The organism is Amycolatopsis sp. NPDC049252, assembly GCF_043197175.1.
GTDB lineage: Bacteria > Actinomycetota > Actinomycetes > Mycobacteriales > Pseudonocardiaceae > Amycolatopsis.
Map to the genome: position 1 here is coordinate 1 of NZ_JBICSQ010000037.1, position 25,218 is coordinate 25,218.

Consider the following 25,218-nt stretch of genomic DNA (forward strand, 5'->3'; position numbering starts at 1 on the left):
ACCTACGGTGGGATGGCCCGCCACGGTGGTGGCGCGTTCTCGGGCAAGGACCCGTCGAAGGTCGACCGCTCCGCCGCGTACGCCATGCGGTGGGTCGCGAAGAACGTCGTCGCCGCGGGCTTGGCCACACGGACCGAGGTGCAGGTCGCGTACGCGATCGGTAAGGCGGCTCCGGTGGGTTTGTTCGTGGAGACGTTCGGGACGGAGACGGTGGATCCGTCGAAGATCCAGCAGGCGATCACCGAGGTGTTCGACCTGCGTCCGGCCGCGATCATCCGTGATCTGGACCTGTTGCGCCCGATCTACGCCCCGACCGCCGCGTACGGTCACTTCGGTCGTCCGGAGCTGGGTCTGCCGTGGGAGAGCACGGCCCGCGCGGCGGACCTGAAGGCCGCCGCGGGAGCCTGATTCACCCGTCCGTGAAGGCCACCTCAAGGGACTCCATGTCCCTCAAGGTGGCCTTCACGGCGTTCTGGCGTCAGGGGTGTCGGAGTCTGTCAATGGGGTCTGGTAGAGATCTCGGGGTGAGCAGTTCCGAGCCCGCCGCCCTCTGGGAGCTTCCCGAGGAGCCGCCGCCCGCCGCCGCGAAAGCCGCGGTGCCGTCGCGTGCCCGGAAGCCGTCGAAGGCGCCGAAGCCGGGGGAGAAGGCGAAGGGCGCCCAGCAGCCCGCGCCCGAGCTGTCGGTCGCGCGGATCGTCGTCGACATCCCGCTGGCCCACCTCGACCGCACCTTCGACTACCGCGTGCCGGAGAAGCTGCACGAGACGGCCGTGCCGGGCTGCCGGGTCCGCGTCCGGTTCGCCGGGCAGCTGGTCGACGGGTACCTCGTCGAGCGCGCCGAGACGAGCGACTACGGCAGCAAGCTGGCCTTCCTGGACCGCGTCACCTCCGTCGAGCCGGTGCTGACGCCGTCGCTGCACGCGCTGTGCCGCGCGGTGGCCGACCGCTACGGCGGCACGCTGTCGGACGTCCTGCGGCTCGCGATCCCGCCCCGGCACGCGAAGGTCGAGGCGGAGCCGCCCGCTCCGCTCGCGGCGTTCCCGGAAGCGCCGGACGGCGACGCCTGGGCGCGCTACCAGCGCGGCCCGGCGTTCCTGGAGGCGCTGGCCGAGGGGAAGCCCGCGAACGCCGTCTGGCAGGCCCTGCCGGGTGAGGACTGGCCGCGCCGGCTGGCCGAAGCCGCGGCGACGGCCGCCGCGGCCGGGCACGGCGCCGTGCTGGTCGTGCCGGACCACCGCGACCTGACGCGGGTGCACGAGGCCTGCGTGTCGCTGGTGGGGGAAGAGGGCGTCGTCGCGCTGATCGCCGGGCTCGGGCCCGCCGAGCGGTACCGGCGCTGGCTCGCGGTGCTGCGCGGCGCGGTGCGGGTGGTGGTCGGCACGCGGGCGGCGATGTTCGCGCCGGTCGCCGAGCCGGGCCTGTTCGTAGTCTGGGACGACGGCGACGACCTGCACCTCGACCAGCACGCGCCCTACCCGCACGTCCGGGACGTGCTGATGGACCGCGCGCACACGGCGAAGGCGTCGCTGCTGGTCGGCGGGTTCGCCCGCACCGCGGAGGCCCAGCTGCTCGTCGAGTCCGGCTGGGCGGCCCCGGTACTGGCGGACCGCACGGTGCTGCGCGCGGCGGCCCCGCGCGTCACCCCGGTCGGCGAGGACTTCGACGTCGCCCGCGACGAGGCCGCCCGCGTCGCCCGGCTGCCGGCGGTGGCGTTCGAAGCGGCGCGCCAGGCGTTCGCGGCGGGCGTCCCGACCCTGATCCAGGTACCCCGTCGGGGCTACGTCCCCGGCCTGGCGTGCGGGAACTGCCGCACACCCGCCCACTGCCGCCGCTGCGCCGGCCCGCTGGCCCTGCCGGGCGGCTCGATCGACGGCCGGCCGAAGCCACCGGCGTGCCGCTGGTGCGGCGTCCCGGAAACGGCGTTCCGCTGCTCGGCGTGCGGCTCGGTCCGCCTGCGCGCGGTGATCGTCGGCGCGAAGCGCACGGCGGAAGAACTGGGCCGGGCTTTTCCCGGCATTCCGGTACGCACTTCCGGCGCGGCGGAGGTTCTCGCTTCGGTGCCGGGCAAACCGGCGCTGGTGGTGTGCACCCCAGGAGCGGAACCGGTGGCGGAAGGCGGCTACGGCGCGGCCTTGCTGTTGGACGGCTGGGCGTTGCTGGGCCGCCAGGACCTGCGAGCGGGCGAAGAAACCCTCCGCCGCTGGATGGCCGCCGCGGCCCTCGTGCGCCCGGCTTCTTCGGGCGGCCGCGTGATCGTCGGCGCCGAGGCGGGCATGGCGGTGGTCCAGGCCCTGGTCCGCTGGGACCCGGCGTGGCACGCCTCGCAGGAACTGGCCGAGCGTCAAGAACTGGGCTTCCCCCCGGCGATGCGGATGGCGAGCGTCGAGGGCACCCCGGACGCCGTCGCGGCCCTGCTGGACGACCTCCCGCTCCCTGAGTCGGGCGAAGTCCTGGGCCCGGTCCCGCTCGGCGAGGTCGACGAAGAAGGCAACGCGGAGCGGGAACGCGCCTTGGTCCGGGTTTCCCGAGCCGAAGGAAAGGCGCTGGCCGCGGCAATCCACGCGGCCGCCGCCCGGCGAGACGCCCGGAAGGCCACGGAACCGATCCGCATCCAGCTGGACCCGATGGAACTCATCTAGCAGTTCGTGTCGACCCTCCCATCACGAGTGATGCCCGCTGGATCACGCATCCGAGGGCACCGCGATGTGGTCGGCGGCGGTGTTCGGTACGTTCTCGAAGACCGAGGAAACGAACACGACGTGTTCGTACGACGGTGATGCACACCGAACCCGGCCGGACCGACGGCGCAGGGCCGGCCGGTCAGGCGGAGTGCAGGCGCACGGGCAGTTCGCGCACGCCCCAGGTGAAGTTCGACGCCGTGTAGCGGGGCTCGCCGACGATGTCCACAGTGGCCACCCGGTTCAGCAGTTCGTCCAGGAACACCGTCAGTTCCAGGCGGGCGAGGCGCGCCCCCAGGCACTGGTGGCGGCCGCCGCCGAAGGCGAGGTGGCGGTTGGGCGTGCGGTCCACCCGGAAGCGTCCGGCGTCGCCGAACTCGGCGTCGTCGCGGTTGGCCGAGACGTTCCACAGGGTCACCCGGTCGCCCGCGGCGATGCCGACGCCGCCGATCGTGGTGGGCGCGGTCGCGGTGCGCAGCACGTGCACGCCGGGGGTGGTCCAGCGCAGGACCTCCTCCACCGCGCCCGGCAGCAGCGCGCGGTCGGCGCGCAGCGCGGCCCACTGGTCGGGGTGCTCGATCAGCGCCAGCACGGCGCCGGCCGCGGAGTAGCGCGTGGTTTCGTTGCCACCCGCGAGAACACCGTTGCAGTTCACCACGATTTCGGTGTCGGTCAGCGGCCGCTTCGTACCGTCCGCTGTGGACCGCCGGTCGGCGGCGATGCGGCTGACGAAGTCGTCGCCCGGGTTTTCCCGGCGGTCGAGCACCAGTTCCGAGAAGTACAGGAAGATCTCCGCGTGCGCGGCGAGCCTGCTCTGTTCGTCCGCGCCTTCGAAGGCGTCGTTCATCGTGCCGCCGAGCCAGTCCCACTCCTCGCGCGGCACGCCCATCAGGGCGCACACCACGCGAGTCGGCAGCCGGCGCGCCGTCTCCACGACATCCACCTCGCCCGCGGCGAGGGCGTCGTCGAGCAGGCCGCGCACCACGGTGCGCACCAGGTCCTCCGCGTGCGGGATCGCGGCGGGCGAGAAACCCTTGGCCAGCACCGTCTTCAGCTGCGCGTGGTCCGGCTGGTCGGAGACGATCAGCATCTGCCCGGTCACGGCGTCCACCGCGGTCGGGTTGGTGCCCAGCCGCATCCCGTGCCGGGAGCTGAACCCGGCCGCGTCGCGGTAGACCGACAGCACGTCGGCGTAGCGCGTGACCACCCAGAAGCCGCCGTGTTCGTCGGGGTGCCGGCTCACGGGTTCGTGCTCGCGCAGCCACGCGAAGTGCGGCCAGAACTCGGTGCCGGCGAAGCTCAGGTCGTCGGTCAGGTCCATCAGCACAGCAGGCTCCCCAGTGCGGGCACGGTCTCCTCGGCGAGGTCGGTCAGGAAGGTGTGGCTCCCGGCGAAGGAGCGCCGGGTGGTGCCGGTGGTGCTGTAGCCGGCCCAGCCGTCGAGCAGGTGCCCGGGCACCACCGCGTCCAGGTCGCCGGACCAGGCGTGGATCGGGCAGTCCACCTGGAACCGTTCGGCGAGCACGTGGGTGTCGGCGAGCTTGTCGTCGCGGCGCAGCACGTCGAGCAGGAACTCCTGGCTGTCCTCGTCGAGATCGCGGAGTTCGGGCGGGCCGGAGACGAACAGGTCGCGCAGGATCCGCTCGTCGATGACCAGGTGCTCGGCGGCCGACCGGTTGCCCGGGGGTTCGGTCGCGGCGAGCACCAGCGCGTCCGGTCCGGTCGCCCGCGCGAGTTCGTAGGCGAGCAGACCCCCGAAGCTCTCGCCGACGATGACGAGCGGCGCGCCCGCACGGAGTTCGGCGAGGTCCGCGGCGACGGCGGCGACGGCCTCGGCGAAGGTCGCCGGATGCTCCTCGGCGAACCGGTTCTCCCGGCCGGGCAGCTGCACGCCGACCACCGAAACGGACAGCCCGAGCCGGGCCTGCCAGCCGCGGAAGCGGTTGCAGCCGGAGCCACCGGGAGGCGCGCAGACCAGGGTCGGGCGGCCGGCGGGGGACGGGTGCCACGGCACCACCCAGGCGCTCAAGCGGACACCTCCGCGAGCCGGTCCAGCTCCGCGGCCAGCGCGGCCGGATTGGGGTTGCCCAGCAGCAACGGGATCGACGCCCGCAGCCCGGTCCGCTTGCGCAGCGTGGCGACCATCCGGGCGGCGAGCAGCGAGTGCCCGCCGAGCTCGAAGAAGTCGGCGGCCACGTCGGCCACCGGCTGGTCCAGCACCTCGGCGAAGACGGCGCAGACCTCGTGTTCGCGGGCGGTGGCCGGCGCCCGGCCCGCGGGCCGGGCCGCGTCGGCGGCCAGCGCGAGCGCCGCCCGGTCGACCTTGCCGCGGTCGTCGTAGGGCAGCGCGGGTACGAAGTCCACTGTGGACGGGAGCAGGTGGTCGGGCAGGAACGTCCGGCAGTGCTCGCGCACGAGCAGGGCGCCGGCGACCGGGTCGTGCCCGTCGGCGAGCACGGCGGCGACGCCGAGAGTGCCGCCCGCGGTCCGCACGAACGCCGTGGCCGCGATCACGGCCGGCAACTGCTCCACGACCCGCTCGAGTTCGCCGAGCTCGATCCGGAACCCGCGCACCTTGACCTGGGTGTCGAGCCGGCCGAGGAACTCGAGCTGCCCGTCCGGGCGGGCGAGCACCTCGTCGCCGGTGCGGAACAGCCGCGCCCCGTCCACGGTGACGAACCGGCGCGCGGTGAGGTCGGGGTCGCCGCGGTAGCCCCTGGCGAGCGCGGTCCCGCCGAGGCACAACTCGCCGCGGGTGCCCGCGGGCACCGGCCGCAGCTCGGCGTCGAGCACCCGGGCCACGTAGCCGGGCAGCGGGCGCCCGATGGTCGTGACGTCGTCGCCGCGGGCGCTGTCGGCGCAGGTCGCGGCGATCGTGGCCTCGGTGGGGCCGTAGACGTTCAGCACCCGGTGCCGGGCCAGCAGCAGCTCGAGCAGTCCGCGCGGGCAGTGTTCCCCGGCGACCACCACGACCTCGGCACCGGCGAGCGCGTCAGCGCAGGAAGCCAGAAGGGAGGGAGTGAGGCTGGCCGTGCGCGGCGCGACCGCGGCGATCCGGCCGGCGAGGTCGACGTGCTCGCCGTCGTCGGCGAGGTCGAGGATCGCCGTGCCGATGCCGTTCAGCAGGTGCAGCAGCACGCACCAGAGCCAGCCGTCGAACGCGGGCGAAAGGGGGTTGATCCCCAGGCCGCCCGGTCCGATGTGGATGGTGCTCATGGCGCCCAGCGCCGTTTCCAGGCCCGCGTAAGTGACCTCGACTCCCTTCGGCTTACCCGCGCTGCCCGAAGTGTGAACGAGGTAGGCGATTTCACCCCCGGCCGCGGCGAACGGCTCGCCCCGGGCGATCTCCGGGTCGAGCACGGGCAGGTCCGCCGGCGCGCCTGGGGGCCGCTGTCCGAGGATCAAGGACACGTCGGCGTCGTCGAGCACCTCGGCGATCCGGGCGGGCGGGTGCCGCTCGTCCAGCGGCGCCGCCGTCGCGCCGAGGCGCCACACGGCGAGCAGGCTCGCCACGGCCAGCCGGGACCGTCCGGTGGTCAGCCCTACCGTGGTGCCCGGCCCCGCCCCGGCGGCCGCCAGCGCCCCGGCGATCGCCGTCGTCCGCTCGGCCAGGCCCGCGAAGTCGAGCACGCCGTCCGGCGCGGAGCACGCGGTGGCCGTGGGCCGGTCGGTGGCCCACCGCTCGACCACGGCCTCCAGCAACCCGATGCTCCTGCTTCGGGCGGCGTTCACCGGCAACGCGAGATCCGTCATCGTGCTGGAATCCATTCTTTCGGACGCGACAATGAAACCGACAAAGCGCGGCCCGGCGCGTTCGTCGACCGGGGTGATGCGGCAGTACCGGGGGAGGGTGGCTGATCGCTGGAGAAGTTACCGGTGAGATCGCGTCCGAAGCAATACCACTCGAAGGGGGTCGACCCGCTTCGCCGAGTCGGACTGTACGCAGCGCAACTGCTCCGAACGCGACGGCCGGGCGTGGTGTGCGACCGTTCGTGGCAGGGTGGATAAGCCGATCAGCGTAAGAGCCTTCAGATTCACCGATGATTTGACACAATTGCGAAAAGTGGCTATCCGCAGCTCGCACTCCAGGGGTTTTGTGACTGCCTGTAACAGAGATCGGCCGACGGCCGTGCGGACCGACGGCGGATGGTCCCCAGCTCCGGAATCGGCTCCACGCCCGTGATTCCCGTCACGTCCGGCGGTGTGACTACGCCAGTCGGTCCAATTCGGAGGGACGACGGCGGACCGCGACGACGGCTTTTGTGATCGGCGGCGCGTTCGCCCGCCCGGCTTTGTCGGAACGCGGCAAAAACAGGGGGTTCCAGCCCTGTCGGACGTGGCGCGGCGAGCCGTACGATGCGTCGTCGCCCGATCTGATCGAATGAGGAAACACCGGATGTCGCAGACCATCGGCTGGAACAGTTTCGTCGACACCAAGGCACAGGCCGAGCACCGCCGGCTCCGCCTGCTGGAGGAGAGCTTCGATCCGTTCAGCTTCCGGCAGCTCGAAGGACTCGGGGTGCGGCCGGGGTGGCGGTGCCTGGAGGTCGGCGCCGGGGCGGGTTCGGTGGCGGCCAGGATGGCCGAACTGGCCGGCCCGGAGAACGTGGTGGCGACGGACCTCAGCCTCGCGTTCCTCGGCCCGCTCGCCGATCTCGGGGTGACCGTGCTGCACCACGACGTCACCTCGGACGACGCGCCCGGGGAGTTCGACGTCATCCACACCCGGTTCGTGCTGGAGCACCTGCCCGAGCGCGAGGCCGTGATCAAGCGGTTGTCCTCGTGGCTCAAGCCCGGTGGGTGGCTGCTCATCGAGATCGGCGCCACGCTGCCCGAGTTGTCCTCGCACCCGGCGACCCGCCAGACCATGGCGGCGCTCGCGCGGGTCATGGCGGACCGGGTCGGCACCGCCCCGGAGTGGGCCCGCACCCTGCCGGTCCCGCTGGAGGCGGCCGGTCTGGTCGACTGCGCCGCGGAGGGCGTGGTCCTGCCGGCGCGGGGCGGGCAGCCGCTGGCGGGCTGGCTCAAGAACACGACGAAGCTCGTCGAGGAGCACGCGCTCGCCACCGGCCTGGTCACCCGGGAGGTGCTCGACGAGGCGTACGCGAAGTACGAGACGTCGTCCTTTGTGGACTACAGCTGGATGACCGTCGGGGCGCGCGGCAGGCGAAGCTGAGCACTCCGCCTCACCGCGGCGGCGGCGCGGTGCGCCGGCGGGACACCGCTGCTCGGCCGTGGAGTCGTCGCCCTTTCGCGCCTTCGCCGGCTGAGCGCGGTTTCCAGCCTTGTTCAAGTGCCTGCTCGGCGGCGTGGTCGGCGTGGGCAGAACGAATCACCAGTTCGGGCTGGCGTCGAGGTTCCGAAGTGCAGCGGTAGCGGTCACGTCCCAGACCGTGAGCGATCGGGTCGAGGACGCCTGTGTGCCGCCAGTGCTGGTCCGAACGCGGCGCGGACGTCTCCGGCCGAGCTCGTCAGCGTGCGGTGAAGACGAGGCCCAGCTTGTCGACCTCGGCGCCGGCTCGGCCGTGGAAGCCGGCGATCTGCCGGCCCGCCGGTGCGGTGTAGGTGGTGCAGTCCGACGTCGTCGTTCCGCCTTCGAGGGTTTTCCCGGTGTTGGTGGTGAACCGGGCGTAGAAGATCCGGGCGTGTCCGTTGTAGCTGCCCCGGCACAGATAGGCGGTCGTGGCGTATTCGCCGGCCGCCAGCGTCAACGTCTTCGCGGTGCCACCGCTGCCACCGTGGTTCAGTGCCGTGCCGTCGGCCAGGATGAGTCCTACCTGGTCGACGCGGGAGCCGGCGCGGATCGTCAGTGCGGTCGCGCGCCCGCCGGCGGGAACCCGGCCGAGATCGGTGTAGTAGTCGCCGTGTGGTCCGCCGAACTGATCGCTGAGCTGATAGGCGGGGTTGCGGGTCCAGCTGAACCGGACGGTGATCGGGTCGTGGTCGGACAGCATGGCTCCGGCGGAGTCGAGGAACTTCCCGTGCTCGTTGTCGTAGAACGTCGCGCCGAGGTTCACCAGCCGGTTGCCGCGGTAAAGCACCTTGTCGACGACTTCGCAGTCGTTGGTGACCGCGTTCTCGTCGCACACCAGGGCGTCGCTCCCGGCGGCCGGGGGCACGCCGCCCCGCTGGAGCTGCACCCAGGCGTCGGTGAGCCCGTTGCGGGCGGCGAAGTCCCGGATGGTGTCCGCTGCGCGGGTGTAGCGGGTGTTGGTGTCGCCCACGACCAGTACGGCGTTGCCTGCCGAGTGGCCGGCGATGAAGGACGACAGCTGGTTGAGGTTGTCCGCGCGGGAGGCCAGGTCGCCGGCGGAGGTGCCGGCGTTGGTGTGCAGGTTGTAGACGTCGATGTACACCCCTTCGGCCAGCCGGAGCCGCATGAAGGTGAAGCCTTTCGGGGTCAGGCAGTCGCCGGAGTCGAGCTGGCAGGAGTTCCACCGGACGCGTTCGAAGTCGTCGGAGTCGTAGGGCAGCGAAGACAAGGAGTTCAGGCCGCTGCCGATCCCCGCGCCGCCGCTGGTGGGCGTCCGGTAGGGGTGGCTGTCGGCCGCGTAGAGGTTGGCGTGGTAGTTGAAGTCTTCCTGGACGTGGACGAAGTCGTAGGAACCGAGCCGCCCGCCGATGGTGGTGGTGCTCGACGCGCGCGGGGTGGGCGCGCTCGAGAGTCCTTCCGGGAGGCCGGCGACGTTGTACGACAGGACGGAGAGCGTCCCGGAGTCGGTGCCCGCGGCTTCGGAGGTGCCGGTGAGCACGGACGTGGTGATCGCGACCGCGGTCAGGGCGGCGAGGGTTCTGCGCATGACGGACCCTTCTGCTGATCATGGACGGCAGGGGGAGTGCCGAGCCCGGCACACTGTGCCACAGCAGCGGCGCTATCGCGAACATTCTTCATATTTGTGGATTGTTAACGCGAACATTGCGTGTCACCCGGTCCGTCTTTGCTTCTGTCGTGCGAGCTTCCGGCTTTTGAAGCCTTCCGGCGGTCGTGCGTGAGACGGGATGAGGAGCCGTGCCCCCTGGGTCATTTCGGTGGTGACGATCGGACGTGGGCAATCGCGGCCATGACGGCCGCGGCGAACTCCGCGGGGCGGACGACCGGAGCGTCGTGGTCGGCCGGGAGTGCGAACGACCTGGCTTCGAGCTGGTCGGCGAGCTGCTGCTGGGTGCGGGGGTGGCAGACCGTGTCGCGAGTCGTGATCACGACCGCCGCGGGTATCCGGCGGAGCCCGGCGACCCGGTGGCGCAGGTCGTACCGGCTGACCGCGCGTCCGGTCGCGAAGACCCCGCTGACCGGAGTGCGGGCCAGTTCGCCGAAGAGCCACGGCCACATCGCGGCGAGATCCGGTGACGTCCGGCGGCTCAAGCCGAAGTAGCGGGCGGAAATCGAGGAACCGACACCGAGCCGGGCCAGTGGTGTCGCGGCGGTGAGGACACGCCACACCGTCCGGTCGCGGAGCGTCTGACGGTAGTTCAGCGCGGTGGCGGCCAAGGCCAGTCCGGCGACCCGGTCCGGATGGGAGAGCGCGAGGTGGAGGGCGACAGGACCGCCCAGGGAATACCCGGACACGATGACCTTGCCGATACCGAGCAGATCGAGCAGGGCCAGGGCGTCCGCGGCAAGGTCTTCGATTTCGAACGGGCGGTCGGCGGGCAGTCCTCGTCCGTGTCCTCGTTGGTCGTAGCCCAGGAAGCCGACCCGGTCCGCGACGAGCCTGGGCATCACGCCGAAGTAGTTGACGTCCAGCGACCAGGACCAGCCGTGCAGCAGGAGCACCGGTGGATCGGCCGCGTCGGGGGGTCGATGATCGCGCACGAACAACTCGCCTCGGCCGGGCAAGGTGATCAGCCGGCCCGGTGGCAGCGATGGAGCCGCGGTCCGGTCGCCCACCGGGGCGCGGGTCGGTCTGAGGGCGGCGAAAAGCCGCTGTCGCAGGGCGCGGACCGCGTCGTCCATGTCCGCATGGTTACTGGCAGAGCGTCAATAGTCAACCGGCTGCGGCGGCGAAGCGCACCCGGTTTCGTCCGGTCCACTGTGGTGAGTGTCAAGTCGTTGGTGTCGCGGGTGGATCGCCAGGGGGACTCGCTTGTCGTGACTCGGCGACCACGAGCCCAAGCGTTATCTTTTCGTTGTTTTTGGCGTTTCGGTAGCCCGGCCACCTTGTTGGCCCATCGTCAACTGGTCCGGGTGGCGCTCTGTGCTGATCCGAACACCCCAGGGATCCGTGAACGGCTATCACCACGAGTCGGCCGGCGTCCGACGAACGCCGGATCCGCTGTAACACCGATGCGTTCGCCTCGGATGCCTACCAGCGATGACTGTGCCATCATCGGGAACCTCGGATTTCCCGCATAACCCACCCGTAAATCCCACGCCCGCTGCCCCGCCGACGACGTCAGCGTCGACCGCTTCGCGCGCGATTCGTGCTGCCACAGAGGTTTTCACGGCGATCACCGGCCGGCAGCCGGACGGCGTGCCGGGAGCGCGTCCTACCGCCGACGGGGGCTGGTCCGTGCTCGTCGACGTCGTCGAGCTGGAACGGATACCCGCCACCACAAGCGTCATCGGCACCTACCGGGTCGATGTCGACAGCACCGGTGAACTCGTCTCGTACGAGCGAATTCGCCGTTTTACCCGTGGTACCACCGATCTGTAGCGAAGAGCAGGAGTGTTCCGGGTGGACAGTCAGTCGAGTTCGCTTGCCGATGTGCTGGAACGTGTGCTGGACAAGGGTGTGGTCATCGTCGGCGACATCGCGGTGAACGTCGTCGACATCGAACTCCTCACCTTGCGGCTCAGGCTCTTCATCGCCTCCGCGCAGACGGCCCGCGAGATGGGGATGGACTGGTGGACGAACGATCCCTTCTTCGCACCCGGTGCGGCTCGCGCCGAGCGTCTGCAGGCCGACGCTCGGCCGCCCGGGGAACTGGACGAACTCCGTTCCCGAGTGCAGCAGCTCGAGACGGCGCTGCAGGTGGCCACCTCCGTCGCGACGAGGGAACCGGTCAGTCGGAGTGAGAGCTCGTGACCGCCGCCGCGGAGTTCGATCCGGAAGTGACGGCGTTGGCTCGGCGGCACGCCCCGGAGGTGTGGGACGCTGCCTTGCAAGCGGCCAAGAGCGCGGCTGTCGAAGTGCTCACGCGCCGGCTGACCGAGGCGATCTTGACCAGCGCCACCGGTCCTCGGTCCACAGAGGCTCCCGATCCGGTCATCCCGGACCCAGGTCCAGGCCTCTGTGCCTATGCCATTACCTGGTCGCACGCCGAGGTGCCGGAAACCGGCGCCACACCGGCACTGCGCCTGCTCGCGCACGAAGACCTCGCGGTCGTGGTCGCCCAGGTCGACGTCGGGATGTTCGCCGATCTGGAAAAGGAGGCCGGCCCGCCGGACAGCGTTGATCCCGGCAGCCGGCTCGCCGTGCTCGCCCGGCAGCACGACGCGGTGGTCCGTGCGGTGTTCGAGGCTTACCCGGTGCTACCGCTCAGGTTCGGCACCGTCGTTCGCGACGACCGGGCGGCCGTTCTTCTGCTCGAAGACCACCGGGCCGACGTGTCGGAATGGCTCTCGAGGACCGACGGTCACCGCGAGTGGGGAGTGCGTGTCGCCCTGCCGGAGCCGGCGCCGGCCCGGAAGCCCCCGCCGGACGGAATCTCGGGTACCGGCTACCTGAACGCACGAGCTCGGGAGCTGAATGGAGCGCAGCGGCTGCAAACGCACGCGCGCAGTGTGGTGAGCACCCTGCACGACTCGCTCAGCCGCTGCTCGGCCGCCGACGCTCGACGGGAGCAGCCGCCGGCTCTCTTCGATGCCTCCTACCTGGTTCGGCAGGATCAGGAAGAGACGTTCCAGGCACTGCTCCGGCGCGTCGAAGACGACCTCGCGGCCGCCGGGGCGACCCTGCGCAGCACCGGCCCTTGGCCGCCGTACTCGTTCACCCCGCCGCAGCTGGTGGTCGGGTCGTGAACGATCTTCCCGCGCTTGCCCCCGATGGTGCTGCGCTGACGAGCCTGGTGGATCTGCTGGACCGCGTGGTGACCCGCGGCGCCGTGGTGAACGGCGACGTGATCATCACGTTGGCCGGCATCGACCTGATCCGGCTCGATCTACGCCTGTTGCTCGCCGCCGTCGACGAGATCGCGGAGTAGGAGAGGACTGCCGTGGACGCACCGAGACGGATAAGTGCCGACACCGGGCAAGGACTCGGGCGAGTCGTCCTCGCGATCCTCGAGGTCGTCGCAGAACTGCTTGAGCGGCAAGCACTGCGGAGGATGGCGGCGGGAAGCTTGTCCGCCGCCGAGGTCGAGCGGCTGGGGCAGGGGCTGCTGTCCCTTCGACGTCAGTTCGAAGAACTCCGCGCTGCTTTGGACGCACCGGAGCGCACAACAGACGCGACACGATCCGACCAACCCGAGAGGATTCAGCCATGAGCGCTCCCGCGCCCACCGCCGGTGGTCTTGCCGAGGCCCTGAACATCCTGCTGGACAAGGGACTCGTCATCGAAGCGACGATCCGGGTCTCCGTGATCGGCATCGAGATCCTGACCATCGAGGCCAAGATCGTCATCGCCAGCGTCGACACGTACATCCGGTACCTCGAGGCGATGCAGCGCATCGAGGCGCAACGGCAGGCTCTGCCTCCGGGCACCGTGCCCGCGCCGGGCACTCAAGGGATCGCCGGGACGTACGGCCTGCTCCCGGTGGCTGCCCCCATCCCGGCCGGCTTCGCCCAGCCGGCGGTCGTCACGCCGGGATTCGCCCAGGCCGCGTCAGCGCCCTCGGGTGCCGGCGAAGGCGAGCGATGAGGCTGAACCTGCACGGCGTCGTCCGGGCCGGGCATCCGCTGCCCGGCCCGGCCGGGTCCGGCGCCACCAGGCTTGTCGTCTGGGAAGATCTCGCGCTGGCGGTCAGCCCGCGGCCGGCGGACCAGGACGTGACTCCGCACGACGCCACGCAGCATCTCCTGACGCTGTCCGCACTGGTGCGGCAGGGGCCGGTGGTCCCGTTGCGATGGGGGACGGTCGCCGAGGACGACGAGTCGGCCCGGACAGCGGTCATCCGTCCCCTCGCGCACCACCTGCGGGCCGAACTCGACCGGCTGGACGGATTCGTCGAAGCGCACGTGTACTTGCGGTTCGACGAGGAGACGGCGTTGCAGGCCGTGGCGGATGATCCGGCCGGGTGGAGAAGCCGCGGCGGCAGCGGCCTGACCGATCGGATCAAAGCGGGCGAAGCGATCGCGCGACGTGTCGTGTCCTGGCGGCAAGGCCGGTCCGACGAACTGCTGGGGCCGGTCATGCGGTACGCGGAAGAAGTCCGGGCCCTGGAAGAGCAGGAGCATCTGGAGGAACGCCGGGCTCTTCTCGTGCGACGGGAGGATTTGCTCGCCGTGCAGGAGATGATCGGCTCGATCGTTGTGGACGACGTGGACTGCAGGTTCGTCGGTCCGCTCCCGGCGTTCACTTTCCTGCGAGCTGTGCCGAAGGCGCCGAACGATCGTGGCCAAGCGTCGCGGTGGGGCTGGTAGGCACCATCGTCCGCCCGGGGGAGCTCCTCGGCGCCGGATCGCCGCTGTGGACACAACGAACGCTCCTTTGCGGTGATGTGGCTACCGGTCGGATTCCGTCCACAGTGGTGGCGGAGCGGCAAAGCCGCGCCTGTCCCGGCGAGCGACGAGGTGAACGGCAGAACTCCCGCCGATTCTCGCCAGAAGGGCGTGAAGCGCCCGCTTGCCGAGTTCGGCGAAGTCTTGGCGCACCGTGGTCAGCGACGGTGGTGCACAAGCTGCCTCGGGTACGTCGTCGAATCCGACGACGTGAATGTCGCGCGGTACGGCAATGCCGGATTCGGTGAACGCGCGAATCACGCCGAAGGCCATCTGGTCGTTCGCCACGAAAACGGCGTCGAGGCCTGGTTCGTGTGCGAGCAGCGAACCCGCGAGATATCCGGAGTGAGATCTCCAGTCTCCGCGAAGCAGTGGCGGCTCCGGGCCGCCGACGTGCCACACGGCGCGATGACGACCGGCATCGTCGGCAGAGGCTTCGTCGTCCGGACCGGCTGCGCAAGGGTGCCGCTGTGATCGTCGGTCTCGGCACTGGTCGGCACCTCGGTGCTTCTCGGGAATCGCTGACCGCGGAATGCGTTGCCGTGCTTGAAACGGTTCGCGCTCGGCGGCAAGTCAGGCGGCGAAGCGGTGCGCGGTCAACCACCCAACCGGACTCCGGCGCGGTTGCGCCGGCGCTGTGGTGACGAACTGCTGTACCCATCAGAGCTCGGGGCCGACCGCGGGGCCGCCGAGCGTTCAGGTGCAACGGTTTCCTTCCACGGCGTGGGTGACGCGGCCGAGTCTTCCCCTCGGCCGCGCCACCCACGGAACCTGTCGGGATCAGCCGGTCGCCAGCACCTTCAGGCGCGAGATGTCCGCGCTGAACTGGTCCTGGTCGATGGGCGAAGAGCTGTACTGCCAGAACGTGTAGAAGCCCCAGTTGTACGGCAGCGTCCCCACCGTCGACGCGTAGCGCGCCACCCACAGCGGGTTCGTCGAGCTGAAGTCGCCCGTGTTGCCGGTGCACTGGCTCCACCAGCTCGTCGCCGTGTAGATCACCGGCCAGCGGGTGGTCTTCGCGTGGTATTCGTCGCTGAACGCCTTGATCCACGCGACCATCTGCGCCGGCGTCTTGCCGTAGCACGCGTTGTTCGGGCCCCACTCGATGTCGAGCGTGCCCGGCAGCGTCTTGCCGTCCTTGGACCAGTTGCCGCCGTGGGCGACGAAGTAGTCGGCCTGGGCCGCGCCGCCCGTCAGGTCCGGGCGGCCGTAGTGGTAAGCGCCGCGGATCATGCCCACGTTGTACGAACCCGTGTACTGCTGGCTGAAGTACGCGTTCTGGTAGCCGGTGCCCTCGGTCGCCTTGACGTAGGCGAACTTCTTGCCCGCGCTCCAGTACGACGCCCAGTTGACGTTGCCCTGGTACGAGCTGACGTCGATGCCGGGGACGCTCGCGTCCACCGACGCCGGGGCCAGGCCGGCCGGGGCGACCCCGTCGTGGGCGCGGATCGCCGCGCCCATCTCGTGGTTGCCGGTGACGTCCTGGTCCGGGAGGCCCGGCGACGCCGAGGCGCCGGCGGCGGTCACGACCAGCAGGGAGGCCGAGACCGCGAGCGCGGCGGCGAACAGGCGCCGCCACCCCCGTCGTGGTGCTGTCATCGATCTCATCGATGTGTCCTTTCGGTTGCCCTCGCGATGCGCGGCTGTGCAGGGCCGCGCGGGATGAGTCTGTTACATCTATGCAGGTCATGTCACTGCTCCATGTGATTCAATTTCTCGCTGTGGCCGAGCCCGTGAATCGGTAACGGACCGGACGAAAGGGACGTCCGGCGCTTGAAGCGGCCTGGCCGAGGGGGCAGACTCGCCCGCATGCCCGCGCTCCGGAGTCGCCGAACCCTCGTCATCGCCGCCACGGCCGCGCTCCTCACGACCGTCGCGACCGGACCCGCCACCGCCGCCACGCCCACCCCGAAGACCCCGGTCGCCACCGGTTTCGGCGGCGCCGTGGCCAGCATCGACGCCGACGCCACCGCGATCGGCACCCAGGTCCTGCGCGAAGGCGGGAACGCCGTCGACGCGGCCGTCGCCGTCGCCGCCGCGCTCGGGGTCACCGACCCGTTCTCCGCCGGGGTCGGCGGCGGCGGGTTCTTCGTCTACTACGACGCCAAGACCGGCCGCGTCCACACCCTCGACGGCCGCGAGACCGCGCCGAAGTCCGCCGACGCGAACCTCTTCGTCGAAAACGGCCAGCCGCTGCCGTTCAACGACGCCGTCACGAGCGGCCTGAGCGTCGGCGTGCCCGGCACGCCCGCGACGTGGTCCGAGGCCCTCCGCAAGTGGGGGACGCGCTCGCTCGCGAAGTCCCTGAAGCCCGCGGAAAACCTGGCGCGCAAGGGATTCGTCGTCGACCCGACGTTCCAGACGCAGATCGCGAACAACGCCGCGCGGTTCTCCGCGTTCCCCTCGACGCGCTCGCTGTACCTGCCGGACGGCGCGCCGCCCGCGCCCGGCACCGTCTTCAAGAACCCCGACCTCGCCGCGACGTACGCGCAGCTGGAGCGCGGCGGTGTCGACGCGCTCTACAAGGGCCCGATCGGCGCGGACATCGCGAAGACCGTGCAGCAGCCGCCGAAGGATCCCGCCTCGACGCTCAACGTGCGTCCCGGCAAGCTGACCGCCCGCGACATCGCCGACTACCGGGCGATCGAGCGCACGCCGACCCACGCCGAGTACCGCGGCCTGGACGTCTACGGCATGCCGGCGCCGTCCTCGGGCGGGCTCACCGTCGGCGAGGCGCTCAACATCCTCGAGAACTACGACCTCAAGCACGCGAGCAAGGCCGACTACCTGCAGTACTTCCTGGAGTCGACGCGGTTCGCCTTCGCCGACCGCAACCGCTGGATCGGCGACCCGGCCGTGATCGACGTCCCGGCCAGGGAACTGCTGAGCCAGCGCTTCGCCGACACCCGCGCCTGCCTGATCTCGAAGGACAAGGCCGCGACCAGCCCGGTCGCGCCGGCCGACCCGAGGCACCCGACGCCGTGTCAGGCCGGGACCACGGGCGCGCCGACGCCGTACGAGGGGGAGAACACCACCCACCTCACGGTCGCCGACAAGTGGGGCAACGTCGTCGCCTACACGCTGACCATCGAGCAGGAGGGCGGCAGCGGCATCGTCGTGCCGGGCCGCGGGTTCCTGCTCAACAACGAGCTGACCGACTTCTCCTTCACCCCGGTGACGCCGGGCGTGCCCGACCCGAACCTGCCCGGCCCCGGCAAGCGGCCGCGCTCCTCGATGGCGCCGACGATCGTGCTCAAGGACGGCCGCCCGTTCTTCGCCACCGGCTCGCCGGGCGGCGCGTCGATCATCACGACGGTGCTGCAGGTGCTGACCGGCCGGATCGACCGCGGCCTGTCGCTGGAGGACGCCATCGCGGCGCCACGCGCGTCGCAGCGGAACTCGGCGCAGGCCCAGGTCGAGCAGGGGTTCCTGGACCTGCCCGAGACGGCCACGCTCAAGGCGCGCGGCCAGGGCTTCTCGACCGCGCCGGCGGAGATCGGCGCGGCCACCGGGGTCGAGCGCCTGCGTGACGGCCGCTGGCTGGCCGCGGCCGAACCGGTCCGCCGCGGCATCGGCTCGGCCCAGGTGGTGTGGCCCACGCACTGGTAGCGCTCCGCCCGCTCCGGTTCAGGCTTCGAGCGCCGAGCGGACGTACCGCGTCGTCGGCACGAATCCGGCCTTCGCGAAGACCGCCGGAGGCCCCGGACGGGCTTGCGGAGGGTTACGACCAGGCTCGCCTGGTCGTAACCCTGGTCGGCTGCCACGCGCAACGCGTGGGCCAGCAGCGCACTGGCGAAGCTGCGCCGTCGGTGCTCCGGCACCGTCCCGACGACCATGAAGTGCGCGTCGCGGATGCCGGTCGCCGCGGTGCCGGCGTCCCAGGACATCGTCACCAGCAGCCGCGCCGGCACCCCGGTCGCGTCCCGGAACAGGAAGCTGACGTCCGGCCGGAACGTCTGGTTGGTGATCTTGTTCCGCCACAGGTCCGCTGGTATCGGCACCGCGCCGCAGCCCCCACCCTCTCCGGGGGGCGTCCCCAGTCCAGCGTATCGGGGGCTGCCGACGAAAGGGCGGGGCAAGGCCCGCGGCCGGACCCGGCTGTCCACATCACGGCCGGGTTGTGGACAACCGCAGCGCGCCGCGATCAGGGGGGCCTTCTAGACTCAGCCCCGATGTTCCAGCCACCTGAATCCCTGCTCCTGCCGGGGGTGGGCCGATGAAGCTCGTCTTCGCCGGCACCCCCGAGCCGGCGGTCCCCGCCCTGCGTGCCCTGCTCGACTCCGGCCGGCACGAGGTCGTGGCCGTCGTCACCCGCCCCGACGCCCAGGCCGGGCGCGGCCGCCACGTCGTCCGCTCACCCGTCGGCGCGCTCGCCGACGAGCACGGCATCGAGGTGCTGACGCCCGCCCGTGCCGGCGACCCGGCCTTCCTCGCGCGGCTGTCCGAGCTCGCGCCGGACGCCTGCCCGGTCGTCGCCTACGGGGCGCTGCTGCCGCAGTCCGCCCTCGACATCCCGTCGCTCGGCTGGGTGAACCTGCACTTCTCGCTGCTGCCCGCCTGGCGCGGGGCCGCGCCGGTGCAGGCCGCGATCCGCGCCGGTGACGAGATCACCGGCGCCTCGACGTTCCGGATCGTCAAGGAGCTCGACGCGGGCCCGGTCTTCGGCGTGGTCACCGAGACCATCGCCGCGACCGACACGTCGGGCGAGCTGCTCGGCCGGCTCGCGGAGTCCGGCGCCAAGCTGCTGCTGTCGACCATGGACGGGCTCGCCGACGGCACCCTGCGCGCGCAGGAGCAGCCCGCCGAAGGCGTCAGTTACGCGCCGAAGGTGACGGTCGACGACGCGCGTGTGTCCTTCGCCGACCCGGCCGCGGCGGTCGACCGCCAGATCCGGTCGGTCACCCCGGACCCGGGCGCGTGGGCGGAGTTCCGCGGGGAACGGCTGAAGCTCGGCCCGGTCACGGTGCTCGACGAACCCGGCCCGCCGCCGGGCGAGCTCGTGCTGGAGCGCAAACGGGTGCTGGTCGGGACGGCGACGAAGCCGTTGCGGCTCGGCGATGTCCAGGCACCCGGCAAGAAACGGATGGCGGCCACCGACTGGGCTCGCGGAACACGGATCGAGCAGGGAGAACGCCTCCGGTGAACGACAACAGGGAACGCCGGCCGTCGCGGCCGATGCGGGGCCGCCCGGCCCCGCGCAAGGAAGGCCCGCGCCGCCCGCCGGAGGTGGATCCCGCCCGCCAGGCCGCGTTCGACGTCCTGCGCGCCGTGCGCGAGAAGGACGCCTACGCCAACCTCGTCCTGCCGGACCTGCTGCGCGAGCGGCGGATCAGCGGCCGGGACGCGGCGCTGGCCACCGAGCTGGCCTACGGCACGTCGCGGGCGCAGGGCCTGCTCGACGCCGTCATCGAGGCCAACGCCGAGCGGCCGATCGCCAAGACCGACCCCACGGTGCTCGACGCGTTGCGCCTCGGCGTCTACCAGCTGCTGCGCACGCGCATCCCGGAGCACGCCGCCGTGACGTCCACTGTGGACCTGGTGCGCGCCGAAGCCGGTTCGTGGGCCACGGGTTTCGCGAACGCCATCATGCGCAAGGCGTCCGAAAAGGACGAAGCCGCCTGGCTCGACGAGCTGGCCCCGGACGACGCGACCGACCCGATCGGCGCCTACGCGCTGCGCACCGCGCACCCGCGGTGGATCGCCCGGTCGTTCGCCGAAGCGCTGGGGGACAAGGGCGCCGGCCTGAAGGCCGCCCTCGAGGCCGACGACGCGCGTCCGGAGGTGCACCTGGTCGCCCGCCCGGGCGAGATCACCGCCGACGAGCTGGCCGCCATCACCGGCGGCGACCCCGCGCCGTACTCGCCCTACGGCGTGCGCCTGCCCGCGGGCGCCGGCGACCCGGCCGACGCCGAGCCGATCCGCGAGCGGCTGGCCGCGGTGCAGGACGAGGGCAGCCAGCTCTGCGCGATCGCCGCGACGAAGGTGCCGGTCGACGGCTCGGACGAGCGCTGGCTCGACCTGTGCGCCGGTCCCGGTGGCAAGGCGGCCCTGCTCGGTTCGCTCGCGGCGTTGAGCGGCGCGACCGTGGACGCCGTCGAGAAGGCGCCGCACCGCGCGAAGCTGGTCGAGAAGGCCACGATCAACCTGCCGGTGAAGGTGTTCGTCGCCGACGGCCGCGAATCCGGCCTCGAACCGGGCTACGACCGGATCCTCGTCGACGCTCCCTGCAGCGGGCTCGGCGCGCTGCGACGGCGGCCGGAGGCACGCTGGCGGCGCCAGCCCTCCGACGTCGCGGACCTGACGAAGCTGCAGGGTGAGCTGCTCAACGCGGCCTACGCCCTGCTGCGCCCCGGCGGCGCGCTCACCTACGTCGTCTGCTCGCCGCACCTGGCCGAGACCGAGGGCGTCTTCGGCGAGACGGCGCGGCGGCTCAAGGCCGAAGTGCTGGACTCGCGGGAGTTCTTCCCCGGCGTGCCGGAGCTCGGTGACGGGCCGTACGTGCAGCTGTGGCCGCACCGCCACGGCACCGACGCGATGTTCTGCGCCGTGCTCCGCAAGCCGTGAGGGACCTCGGGCTGGTGGCCGGCTCGTGCGGCGGGCTGGACGTCCGGTTCGCCGCCGAGCTGGCCCGGCCCGCCGCCGCCCGCGGCTGGCGGACGGCGATCACGCTGACCCCGACGGCGATGCGCTGGCTGGAGTCGACCGGCGCGCTGGCCGACGTCGAGGCGGCGACCGACCTGCCGGTGCGCGGTGTGTCCCGGCTGCCGGGGGAGCCGCGGCCGCACCCGGACCCGGCGGTGTTCCTGTTCGCCCCGGCGTCGGCCAACTCCGTCGCGAAGCTGGCGCTCGGGATCGCGGACAACCAGGCGCTGACCGTGCTCGGCGACGTCCTGGGCGCGCCCGGGATCACGGTCGTGGTGGCCTACCAGATCCAGGACACCCGGGTGCACCACCCGGCGTGGCAGCGCCACCTCGACACCCTCGCGGGCGCCGGGGTGACGCTGCACCGCCTGGATCCGCGGCGGCCGTGGACCGAAGCCCTGGACCTGCTGCCCTGAGCGGGCGGCGCCCCCCGATCTCCACGCTACCGGTGGGCACCGACAGTTCTGGCTACTTCCGGGCCAGCGCGACCTCGAACGCCGTCTCGGTGTTCTGCTGCACGCCGTCGGGCGCGGGAAGCTCGTTGACCGACACGGCGGCGGCCGGGCCGCCGTCGAGGGCGCCGGCCAGCGTGGCGAAGCCGAAGATCCCCCCGTCGTGGCCCCAGTACGGCGTGCCGTCCGGCAGGGTCCGGCGGATCAGGCCGAGGCCGTAGTCGGCGCCGGGCTCGCTCGGGGCCGGGACCGTGCGCCGCATCTGCGCGAGCTGCTCGGCGGGCAGCAGCCGGCCGGCGAGCAACGCGGTGTAGAACGTGTCCAGGTCCCGGCCACTCGACACGAGGGCGCCCGCGGCTCCGGCGATCGTCGGGTCGAAGTCGGTGAAGTCGGTCGGGGGCCCGCCGAGCGACACGTACCCGCGCGGGTGCGGCGCCGGCAGCTGTTCGTCGCCACGGCCGGGCAGTGCCGTGTCGCGCAGGCCGAGCGGCCGGGCGATCCGCCGGTCGATCTCGGTGGCGAGACCGTGGCCGGTGACCTTCTCGACGAGCATCCCGGCGACGATGTAGTCGGTGTTCGAGTAGGACCAGGAACCGCCGGGTGCGAACAGAGGCGGGTGCTTCAGCGCGATCGCGACCAGTTCGCCGGGTTCGGCGCCGCGATGGCGTAGGGACTCAGGGTCCGCCGTCAGCACGTCGTCGGTGTAGTTGTAGAGCCCACTGGTGTGCTGCAGCAGGTTCCGCACGGTGATCTTCCGGCCGTCGTTCCCGTTGCCGGTGATCAGGCCCGGCAGGTACCGCTCGATCGGCTCGTCGAGCTTGACCTTCCCTTCGGCGACGAGCTGCAGCACCACCGTCGCGACGAACGTCTTGGTGATGCTGCCGACGCGGAACTTCGCGTCCCGCGGGTACGGCTTCCCGGTGGCCAGGTCGCCGGCCCCGCTGCGCGTCTCGGTGACGCGGCCGTGGTCGGTGACGACGGCTTCGACGCCGGGCGCGCCGCCCTGGGCGGTGACCCGGTCCAGCGCCTGCCGCACCGGATTCGCCGCGACGGCGAGCGCCGGTGCCGCGGTGGTCGCCGCGAGGAGCGCGACGAGCGTGCCGCACGCGACGATCCGCTTGCCGGGTAAAGACTTCCGCATGAAACAACCCCCTGGGGTTTCGGTGTTCCCTGGATCTACCGGCCGGAGCAGAGGGCCGCGTCCGTCGCGGCGAGCAGGTGCGCGTTCGCGGCCTCCGGTGCCGGGTTCTGGTTGAAGACGACCGTCGCGCGCCGGCCGCCCGGGCCGACGCCGGCGACGTTGGTGAAGCCGAGGACCCCGCCTTCGTGGCCCCAGAACTCCCCGCACGACAGCGGGATGCGGCCCAGCCCCAGGCCGTAGCGGGCGCCCGGGACGCCGAGGTCGGCCGGGACCGTGCGCCGCATCTCGGCCAGCTCGGCGGGACGCAGCAGCTGCCCGCTGAGGAGGGCGCCGTAGAACCGGTCGAGGTCGGCCGGGGTGGACACGAGCCCGCCCGCCGCTCCCGCGATCGTGGCGTCGTAGTCGCTGAAGTCGACCAGGTTTCCGTCGATCGGCACGTAACCGACGGCGTGCGGCGCGGGCAGCTTCTCGTCACCGCGGCGTGGGAGGTACGTGTCGCGCAGGCCCAGCGGGCGGGTGATCCGGTGGGCGATCTCGTCGCCCAGCGCGTGCCCGGTCACGCGTTCGGCGAGCATCCCCGCGACGATGTAGTTGGTGTTCGAGTACGACCAGCTCGTGCCGGGTGGGAACAACGCGGGGTGCTTCACCGCCATCGCCACCAGCTCGGCCGGGTCCGCGCCGCGGTGGCGCAGTGCCTCCGGATCGGACAGGTCCAGGTCGTCGGTGTAGTTGTACAGCCCGCTGGTGTGCTGCAGCAGCTGCCGCACGGTGATCCGCCGGTCCGGCAGCAGGCCCGGCAGGTACCGCTCGACCGGCGCGTCCAGCTTCACCCGGCCCTCGCCGGCGAGCTGGAGCACGACGGTCGCGACGAACGACTTCGTGACGCTGCCCACGCGGAAGGAACCGTTGCGCGGGAACGGTTTCCCGGTGGTGACGTCCCCGGTGCCGCTGCGCGTGACGCGCGTCCGGAAGCCGTCCTGGACGACGGCTTCGGCGCCCGGCACACCGTCCTGGGCGGTCAGGGTGTCGAGCGCGCCCTGGAGCGGGCTCGTGGCGGCGAGCGCCGGTGCCGCGGTGGTCGCCGCGAGGAGCGCGACGAGCGTGCCGCAGGCGACGATCCGCCTGCCGCGCAAGGACTTCCGCATGAAGAACCCCCTGGTGTCGTGGTGCTCCCCAACCTAGGGAGCCCGACACCAGGGGGCATTGGGGCAGACCGCCCGAAGGTTCCGGGGGCCAGCCCCACCTCCAGAGCCCGAAAGCGGGTCAGCGCAGGCGCAGGGCCCGCTTCAGCGTGCCGAACAGGTCGGTCTGGTTGGTCAGGCCGACGACGTTCGCCGCCTGCGGGCCCATGGCCGCGATGCGGACCTGGGTGCCGGTGTGCGACTGCGAGCCGCCCGTCTCGGCGGTGCCGTAGGCCAGGGTCATGTTCGCGCCCTCGTTGGTGACGAGCGTCGCGGTCAGGCCCGGGGTGGCCGTCGGCTCGACGATCTGGCTGCTGTGGCCGTGGTCGGCGGTCACCAGCACCAGCGTGTCGGGGTGGCTGCGGGCGAACGCCGTGCCCGCCGCGATCGCCGCGTCGAAGTCGATCACCTCGCCGATCTGGCCGCACGGGTCGGCCGCGTGGTCCTGCTTGTCGATGCTCGCGCCCTCGACCTGCAGGAAGAAGCCCTTGTCCGAGTGCCGGTCGTCCAGCAGCTCCAGCGCCTTGCGGGTCTGGTCGGCCAGCTTCGGCTGGGTCTTCGGCAGGGCCGGGTTCGGCGTGCAGCGCGACGGCGCGGTGCCGCCGTGGACCGCGGCCGGCCCGGTCCAGTTCACCGGCATGTTGTTCTTGGCGAACAGGCCGAGGACCGGCTTGCCCTTCTTCGCCGCCGCCAGGTCCGCCGCGGTGTTCACGACGCTGTAGCCGGCCGCCTTGGCCTGGTCCAGGACGGTCTTGCCCTGGAACTTGCCGGCCGTGACGGTCTGGTCGAAGTACGCCGCGCCGCCGCCCAGCAGGACGTCGGGGCGGGTCTGGACGAGCTGCTCGGAGATCGAGCCGGCGCCGCCCTTCTCCTTGGCGTTGACCGCGCACTTGGCCGTCGTCTCGACCGGGCCCTTGCAGTCGCGGCTGACGACGTGCGCGCCGAGCACGGCCGGGGTGGCGTCCTGGACCTCGGCGGTGGTGACGTCGCCGGTGCGCAGGCCGCCGCGCTTGGCCAGCTCGAGGATCGTCGGCACGGGGTTGCCGTACGCGTCGACCGAGATCGCGCCGTTGTAGGTCTTGACGCCGGTGGCCCAGCCGGTGCCGGACGCGGCCGAGTCGGTCACGTAGTTCGGCTTGCCGGGGTTGTCCTTCTCGACGGCGTAGGTGGTGTAGTCGCCGGTCAGCGGCAGCTCGTCCATCGCGAGCCGGCCGGCGGCGCCGCGCTCGTAGTTGCGCGCGGAGGTGATCTCGGACTGGCCCATGCCGTCGCCGAGGAACAGGATCACGTTGCGGGCGGAGCCGCCCTGGATCGCGGAGCGGACGTCGTTGGTGCGGTCACCGGAGCCGGCGGAGCGCGCGTCGGCGTTGCCGGAGCCGTTGGCGGCCAGTGCGACCGGGGCGGCGGCGACCAGCGCGGCGCCGAGCGCGCCGGCGACCAGCCACCGGCGACGGCCGGTGAACAGCGAAGCCATGTTTCTCCTCTTCGGGGGACTTCGGGGGTTTCGAGCCCGGATTTCGGACATG

23 protein-coding genes and 1 pseudogene are annotated in these 25,218 nt (G+C 71.9%); 14 read left to right on the forward strand and 10 right to left on the reverse strand.

The genetic code is table 11. The features are described 5' to 3' along the window. A partial coding sequence (locus ACGFMK_RS29990) for a methionine adenosyltransferase domain-containing protein (RefSeq protein WP_392770108.1) occupies nucleotides 1–408 on the forward strand: 408 nt, incomplete at its 5' end. A gap of 116 nt (nucleotides 409–524) precedes the next feature. Then, nucleotides 525–2,639, forward strand: a complete 2,115-nt coding sequence (locus ACGFMK_RS29995) for a primosomal protein N' (RefSeq protein WP_392770111.1) — start codon at nucleotides 525–527, stop codon at nucleotides 2,637–2,639. Nucleotides 2,640–2,820: 181 nt separating this feature from the next. Here ACGFMK_RS29995 and ACGFMK_RS30000 read toward each other — a convergent pair whose 3' ends face one another. The 3 genes from ACGFMK_RS30000 to ACGFMK_RS30010 are packed head-to-tail and all read right to left on the reverse strand — an operon-like array spanning nucleotide 2,821 to nucleotide 6,445. Further along, entirely contained in the window at nucleotides 2,821–3,999 is a 1,179-nt protein-coding gene (locus ACGFMK_RS30000; RefSeq protein WP_392770272.1) for a cytochrome P450, read from the reverse strand. Next, a complete protein-coding gene (locus tag ACGFMK_RS30005) occupies nucleotides 3,999–4,706 on the reverse strand; it encodes a thioesterase II family protein (protein ID WP_392770113.1) in 708 nt (235 codons plus the stop codon). Before ACGFMK_RS30005 ends, ACGFMK_RS30000 begins: the two co-directional genes overlap by 1 nt. Beyond that, nucleotides 4,703–6,445 (reverse strand): non-ribosomal peptide synthetase, encoded by a 1,743-nt coding sequence (locus ACGFMK_RS30010; protein ID WP_392770115.1) that lies wholly within the window; start codon nucleotides 6,443–6,445, stop codon nucleotides 4,703–4,705. The genes ACGFMK_RS30005 and ACGFMK_RS30010 overlap by 4 nt, the downstream gene beginning before the upstream one ends. A 628-nt stretch (nucleotides 6,446–7,073) precedes the next feature. Here ACGFMK_RS30010 and ACGFMK_RS30015 point away from each other — a divergent pair. Next, nucleotides 7,074–7,853 (forward strand): class I SAM-dependent methyltransferase, encoded by a 780-nt coding sequence (locus ACGFMK_RS30015; RefSeq protein ID WP_392770117.1) that lies wholly within the window; start codon nucleotides 7,074–7,076, stop codon nucleotides 7,851–7,853. A gap of 295 nt (nucleotides 7,854–8,148) precedes the next feature. Here ACGFMK_RS30015 and ACGFMK_RS30020 read toward each other — a convergent pair whose 3' ends face one another. Both ACGFMK_RS30020 and ACGFMK_RS30025 read right to left on the reverse strand, forming a co-directional pair. Next, complete coding sequence (locus ACGFMK_RS30020; protein ID WP_392770118.1) at nucleotides 8,149–9,477, reverse strand: jacalin-like lectin; 1,329 nt, start codon at nucleotides 9,475–9,477, stop codon at nucleotides 8,149–8,151. Between the two features lie 221 nt (nucleotides 9,478–9,698). Next, nucleotides 9,699–10,451 carry an alpha/beta fold hydrolase gene (locus ACGFMK_RS30025; RefSeq protein ID WP_392770120.1) on the reverse strand — a complete coding sequence of 251 codons (753 nt, stop codon included), beginning with the start codon at nucleotides 10,449–10,451 and terminating at the stop codon, nucleotides 9,699–9,701. 538 nt (nucleotides 10,452–10,989) lie between these two features. Here ACGFMK_RS30025 and ACGFMK_RS30030 point away from each other — a divergent pair. From ACGFMK_RS30030 to ACGFMK_RS30060, 7 genes are read left to right on the forward strand one after another with little or no spacing between them, the layout of a single operon-like run. Continuing rightward, nucleotides 10,990–11,331, forward strand: a complete 342-nt coding sequence (locus ACGFMK_RS30030; RefSeq protein ID WP_392770123.1) for a gas vesicle protein — start codon at nucleotides 10,990–10,992, stop codon at nucleotides 11,329–11,331. Nucleotides 11,332–11,352: 21 nt separating this feature from the next. Beyond that, the gene (locus ACGFMK_RS30035; protein WP_392770126.1) at nucleotides 11,353–11,703 is read left to right on the forward strand and encodes a gas vesicle protein; all 351 of its coding nucleotides are present in this window, start codon (nucleotides 11,353–11,355) and stop codon (nucleotides 11,701–11,703) included. Continuing rightward, nucleotides 11,700–12,638 carry a GvpL/GvpF family gas vesicle protein gene (locus ACGFMK_RS30040; protein WP_392770129.1) on the forward strand — a complete coding sequence of 313 codons (939 nt, stop codon included), beginning with the start codon at nucleotides 11,700–11,702 and terminating at the stop codon, nucleotides 12,636–12,638. The genes ACGFMK_RS30035 and ACGFMK_RS30040 overlap by 4 nt, the downstream gene beginning before the upstream one ends. Beyond that, entirely contained in the window at nucleotides 12,635–12,820 is a 186-nt protein-coding gene (gvpJ, locus tag ACGFMK_RS30045; RefSeq protein ID WP_392770132.1) for a gas vesicle protein GvpJ, read from the forward strand. Before ACGFMK_RS30040 ends, gvpJ (ACGFMK_RS30045) begins: the two co-directional genes overlap by 4 nt. A gap of 12 nt (nucleotides 12,821–12,832) precedes the next feature. Then, nucleotides 12,833–13,102, forward strand: coding sequence for a gas vesicle protein K (locus tag ACGFMK_RS30050; RefSeq protein WP_392770134.1), 270 nt, complete (start codon nucleotides 12,833–12,835; stop codon nucleotides 13,100–13,102). Beyond that, the gene (gene gvpJ, locus ACGFMK_RS30055) at nucleotides 13,099–13,476 is read left to right on the forward strand and encodes a gas vesicle protein GvpJ (protein WP_392770137.1); all 378 of its coding nucleotides are present in this window, start codon (nucleotides 13,099–13,101) and stop codon (nucleotides 13,474–13,476) included. The genes ACGFMK_RS30050 and gvpJ (ACGFMK_RS30055) overlap by 4 nt, the downstream gene beginning before the upstream one ends. Continuing rightward, entirely contained in the window at nucleotides 13,473–14,198 is a 726-nt protein-coding gene (locus ACGFMK_RS30060; protein ID WP_392770139.1) for a GvpL/GvpF family gas vesicle protein, read from the forward strand. Before gvpJ (ACGFMK_RS30055) ends, ACGFMK_RS30060 begins: the two co-directional genes overlap by 4 nt. An 81-nt stretch (nucleotides 14,199–14,279) precedes the next feature. Here the strand turns inward: ACGFMK_RS30060 and ACGFMK_RS30065 are convergent. After that, nucleotides 14,280–14,687 (reverse strand): annotated as a pseudogene (locus ACGFMK_RS30065) (substrate-binding domain-containing protein); the annotation flags it as partial. Between the two features lie 369 nt (nucleotides 14,688–15,056). Beyond that, a complete protein-coding gene (locus ACGFMK_RS30070) occupies nucleotides 15,057–15,875 on the reverse strand; it encodes a GH25 family lysozyme (RefSeq protein ID WP_392770142.1) in 819 nt (272 codons plus the stop codon). 210 nt (nucleotides 15,876–16,085) lie between these two features. On the opposite strand from ACGFMK_RS30070, the gene ggt reads away from it, so the two are divergent. The 4 genes from ggt to ACGFMK_RS30090 all read left to right on the forward strand — a co-directional run bounded on the left by ggt (nucleotide 16,086) and on the right by ACGFMK_RS30090 (nucleotide 21,334). Further along, nucleotides 16,086–17,885, forward strand: coding sequence for a gamma-glutamyltransferase (gene ggt, locus ACGFMK_RS30075; protein ID WP_392770144.1), 1,800 nt, complete (start codon nucleotides 16,086–16,088; stop codon nucleotides 17,883–17,885). 607 nt (nucleotides 17,886–18,492) lie between these two features. After that, complete coding sequence (gene fmt, locus ACGFMK_RS30080) at nucleotides 18,493–19,419, forward strand: methionyl-tRNA formyltransferase (RefSeq protein ID WP_392770147.1); 927 nt, start codon at nucleotides 18,493–18,495, stop codon at nucleotides 19,417–19,419. Beyond that, the gene (locus ACGFMK_RS30085) at nucleotides 19,416–20,840 is read left to right on the forward strand and encodes an RsmB/NOP family class I SAM-dependent RNA methyltransferase (RefSeq protein WP_392770150.1); all 1,425 of its coding nucleotides are present in this window, start codon (nucleotides 19,416–19,418) and stop codon (nucleotides 20,838–20,840) included. Before fmt ends, ACGFMK_RS30085 begins: the two co-directional genes overlap by 4 nt. After that, on the forward strand, nucleotides 20,837–21,334 hold the full coding sequence (locus ACGFMK_RS30090; RefSeq protein WP_392770153.1) for a flavoprotein: 498 nt from the start codon (nucleotides 20,837–20,839) through the stop codon (nucleotides 21,332–21,334). Before ACGFMK_RS30085 ends, ACGFMK_RS30090 begins: the two co-directional genes overlap by 4 nt. 52 nt (nucleotides 21,335–21,386) lie before the next feature. Here the strand turns inward: ACGFMK_RS30090 and ACGFMK_RS30095 are convergent, their stop codons facing one another. The 3 genes from ACGFMK_RS30095 to phoA all read right to left on the reverse strand — a co-directional run bounded on the left by ACGFMK_RS30095 (nucleotide 21,387) and on the right by phoA (nucleotide 25,166). Beyond that, complete coding sequence (locus tag ACGFMK_RS30095; RefSeq protein WP_392770156.1) at nucleotides 21,387–22,511, reverse strand: serine hydrolase domain-containing protein; 1,125 nt, start codon at nucleotides 22,509–22,511, stop codon at nucleotides 21,387–21,389. A gap of 35 nt (nucleotides 22,512–22,546) precedes the next feature. After that, entirely contained in the window at nucleotides 22,547–23,656 is a 1,110-nt protein-coding gene (locus ACGFMK_RS30100; RefSeq protein ID WP_392770159.1) for a serine hydrolase domain-containing protein, read from the reverse strand. 118 nt (nucleotides 23,657–23,774) lie between these two features. Further along, nucleotides 23,775–25,166 (reverse strand): alkaline phosphatase, encoded by a 1,392-nt coding sequence (phoA, locus tag ACGFMK_RS30105; RefSeq protein WP_392770161.1) that lies wholly within the window; start codon nucleotides 25,164–25,166, stop codon nucleotides 23,775–23,777. Nucleotides 25,167–25,218 lie beyond the last annotated feature (52 nt).

What these genes read in the sequence shown, in the direction of transcription:
- ACGFMK_RS30000 (WP_392770272.1), bottom strand. Translation starts at nt 3,999, where the DNA reads ATGGACCTGACCGACGACCTGAGCTTCGCCGGCACCGAGTTCTGGCCG.
- ACGFMK_RS30010 (WP_392770115.1), bottom strand. Translation starts at nt 6,445, where the DNA reads ATGGATTCCAGCACGATGACGGATCTCGCGTTGCCGGTGAACGCCGCC.
- ACGFMK_RS30015 (WP_392770117.1), top strand. Translation starts at nt 7,074, where the DNA reads ATGTCGCAGACCATCGGCTGGAACAGTTTCGTCGACACCAAGGCACAG.
- ACGFMK_RS30020 (WP_392770118.1), bottom strand. Translation starts at nt 9,477, where the DNA reads ATGCGCAGAACCCTCGCCGCCCTGACCGCGGTCGCGATCACCACGTCC.
- ACGFMK_RS30030 (WP_392770123.1), top strand. Translation starts at nt 10,990, where the DNA reads ATGACTGTGCCATCATCGGGAACCTCGGATTTCCCGCATAACCCACCC.
- gvpJ (WP_392770137.1), top strand. Translation starts at nt 13,099, where the DNA reads ATGAGCGCTCCCGCGCCCACCGCCGGTGGTCTTGCCGAGGCCCTGAAC.
- ACGFMK_RS30060 (WP_392770139.1), top strand. Translation starts at nt 13,473, where the DNA reads ATGAGGCTGAACCTGCACGGCGTCGTCCGGGCCGGGCATCCGCTGCCC.
- ACGFMK_RS30070 (WP_392770142.1), bottom strand. Translation starts at nt 15,875, where the DNA reads ATGACAGCACCACGACGGGGGTGGCGGCGCCTGTTCGCCGCCGCGCTC.
- ggt (WP_392770144.1), top strand. Translation starts at nt 16,086, where the DNA reads ATGCCCGCGCTCCGGAGTCGCCGAACCCTCGTCATCGCCGCCACGGCC.
- fmt (WP_392770147.1), top strand. Translation starts at nt 18,493, where the DNA reads ATGAAGCTCGTCTTCGCCGGCACCCCCGAGCCGGCGGTCCCCGCCCTG.
- ACGFMK_RS30095 (WP_392770156.1), bottom strand. Translation starts at nt 22,511, where the DNA reads ATGCGGAAGTCTTTACCCGGCAAGCGGATCGTCGCGTGCGGCACGCTC.
- ACGFMK_RS30100 (WP_392770159.1), bottom strand. Translation starts at nt 23,656, where the DNA reads ATGCGGAAGTCCTTGCGCGGCAGGCGGATCGTCGCCTGCGGCACGCTC.
- phoA (WP_392770161.1), bottom strand. Translation starts at nt 25,166, where the DNA reads ATGGCTTCGCTGTTCACCGGCCGTCGCCGGTGGCTGGTCGCCGGCGCG.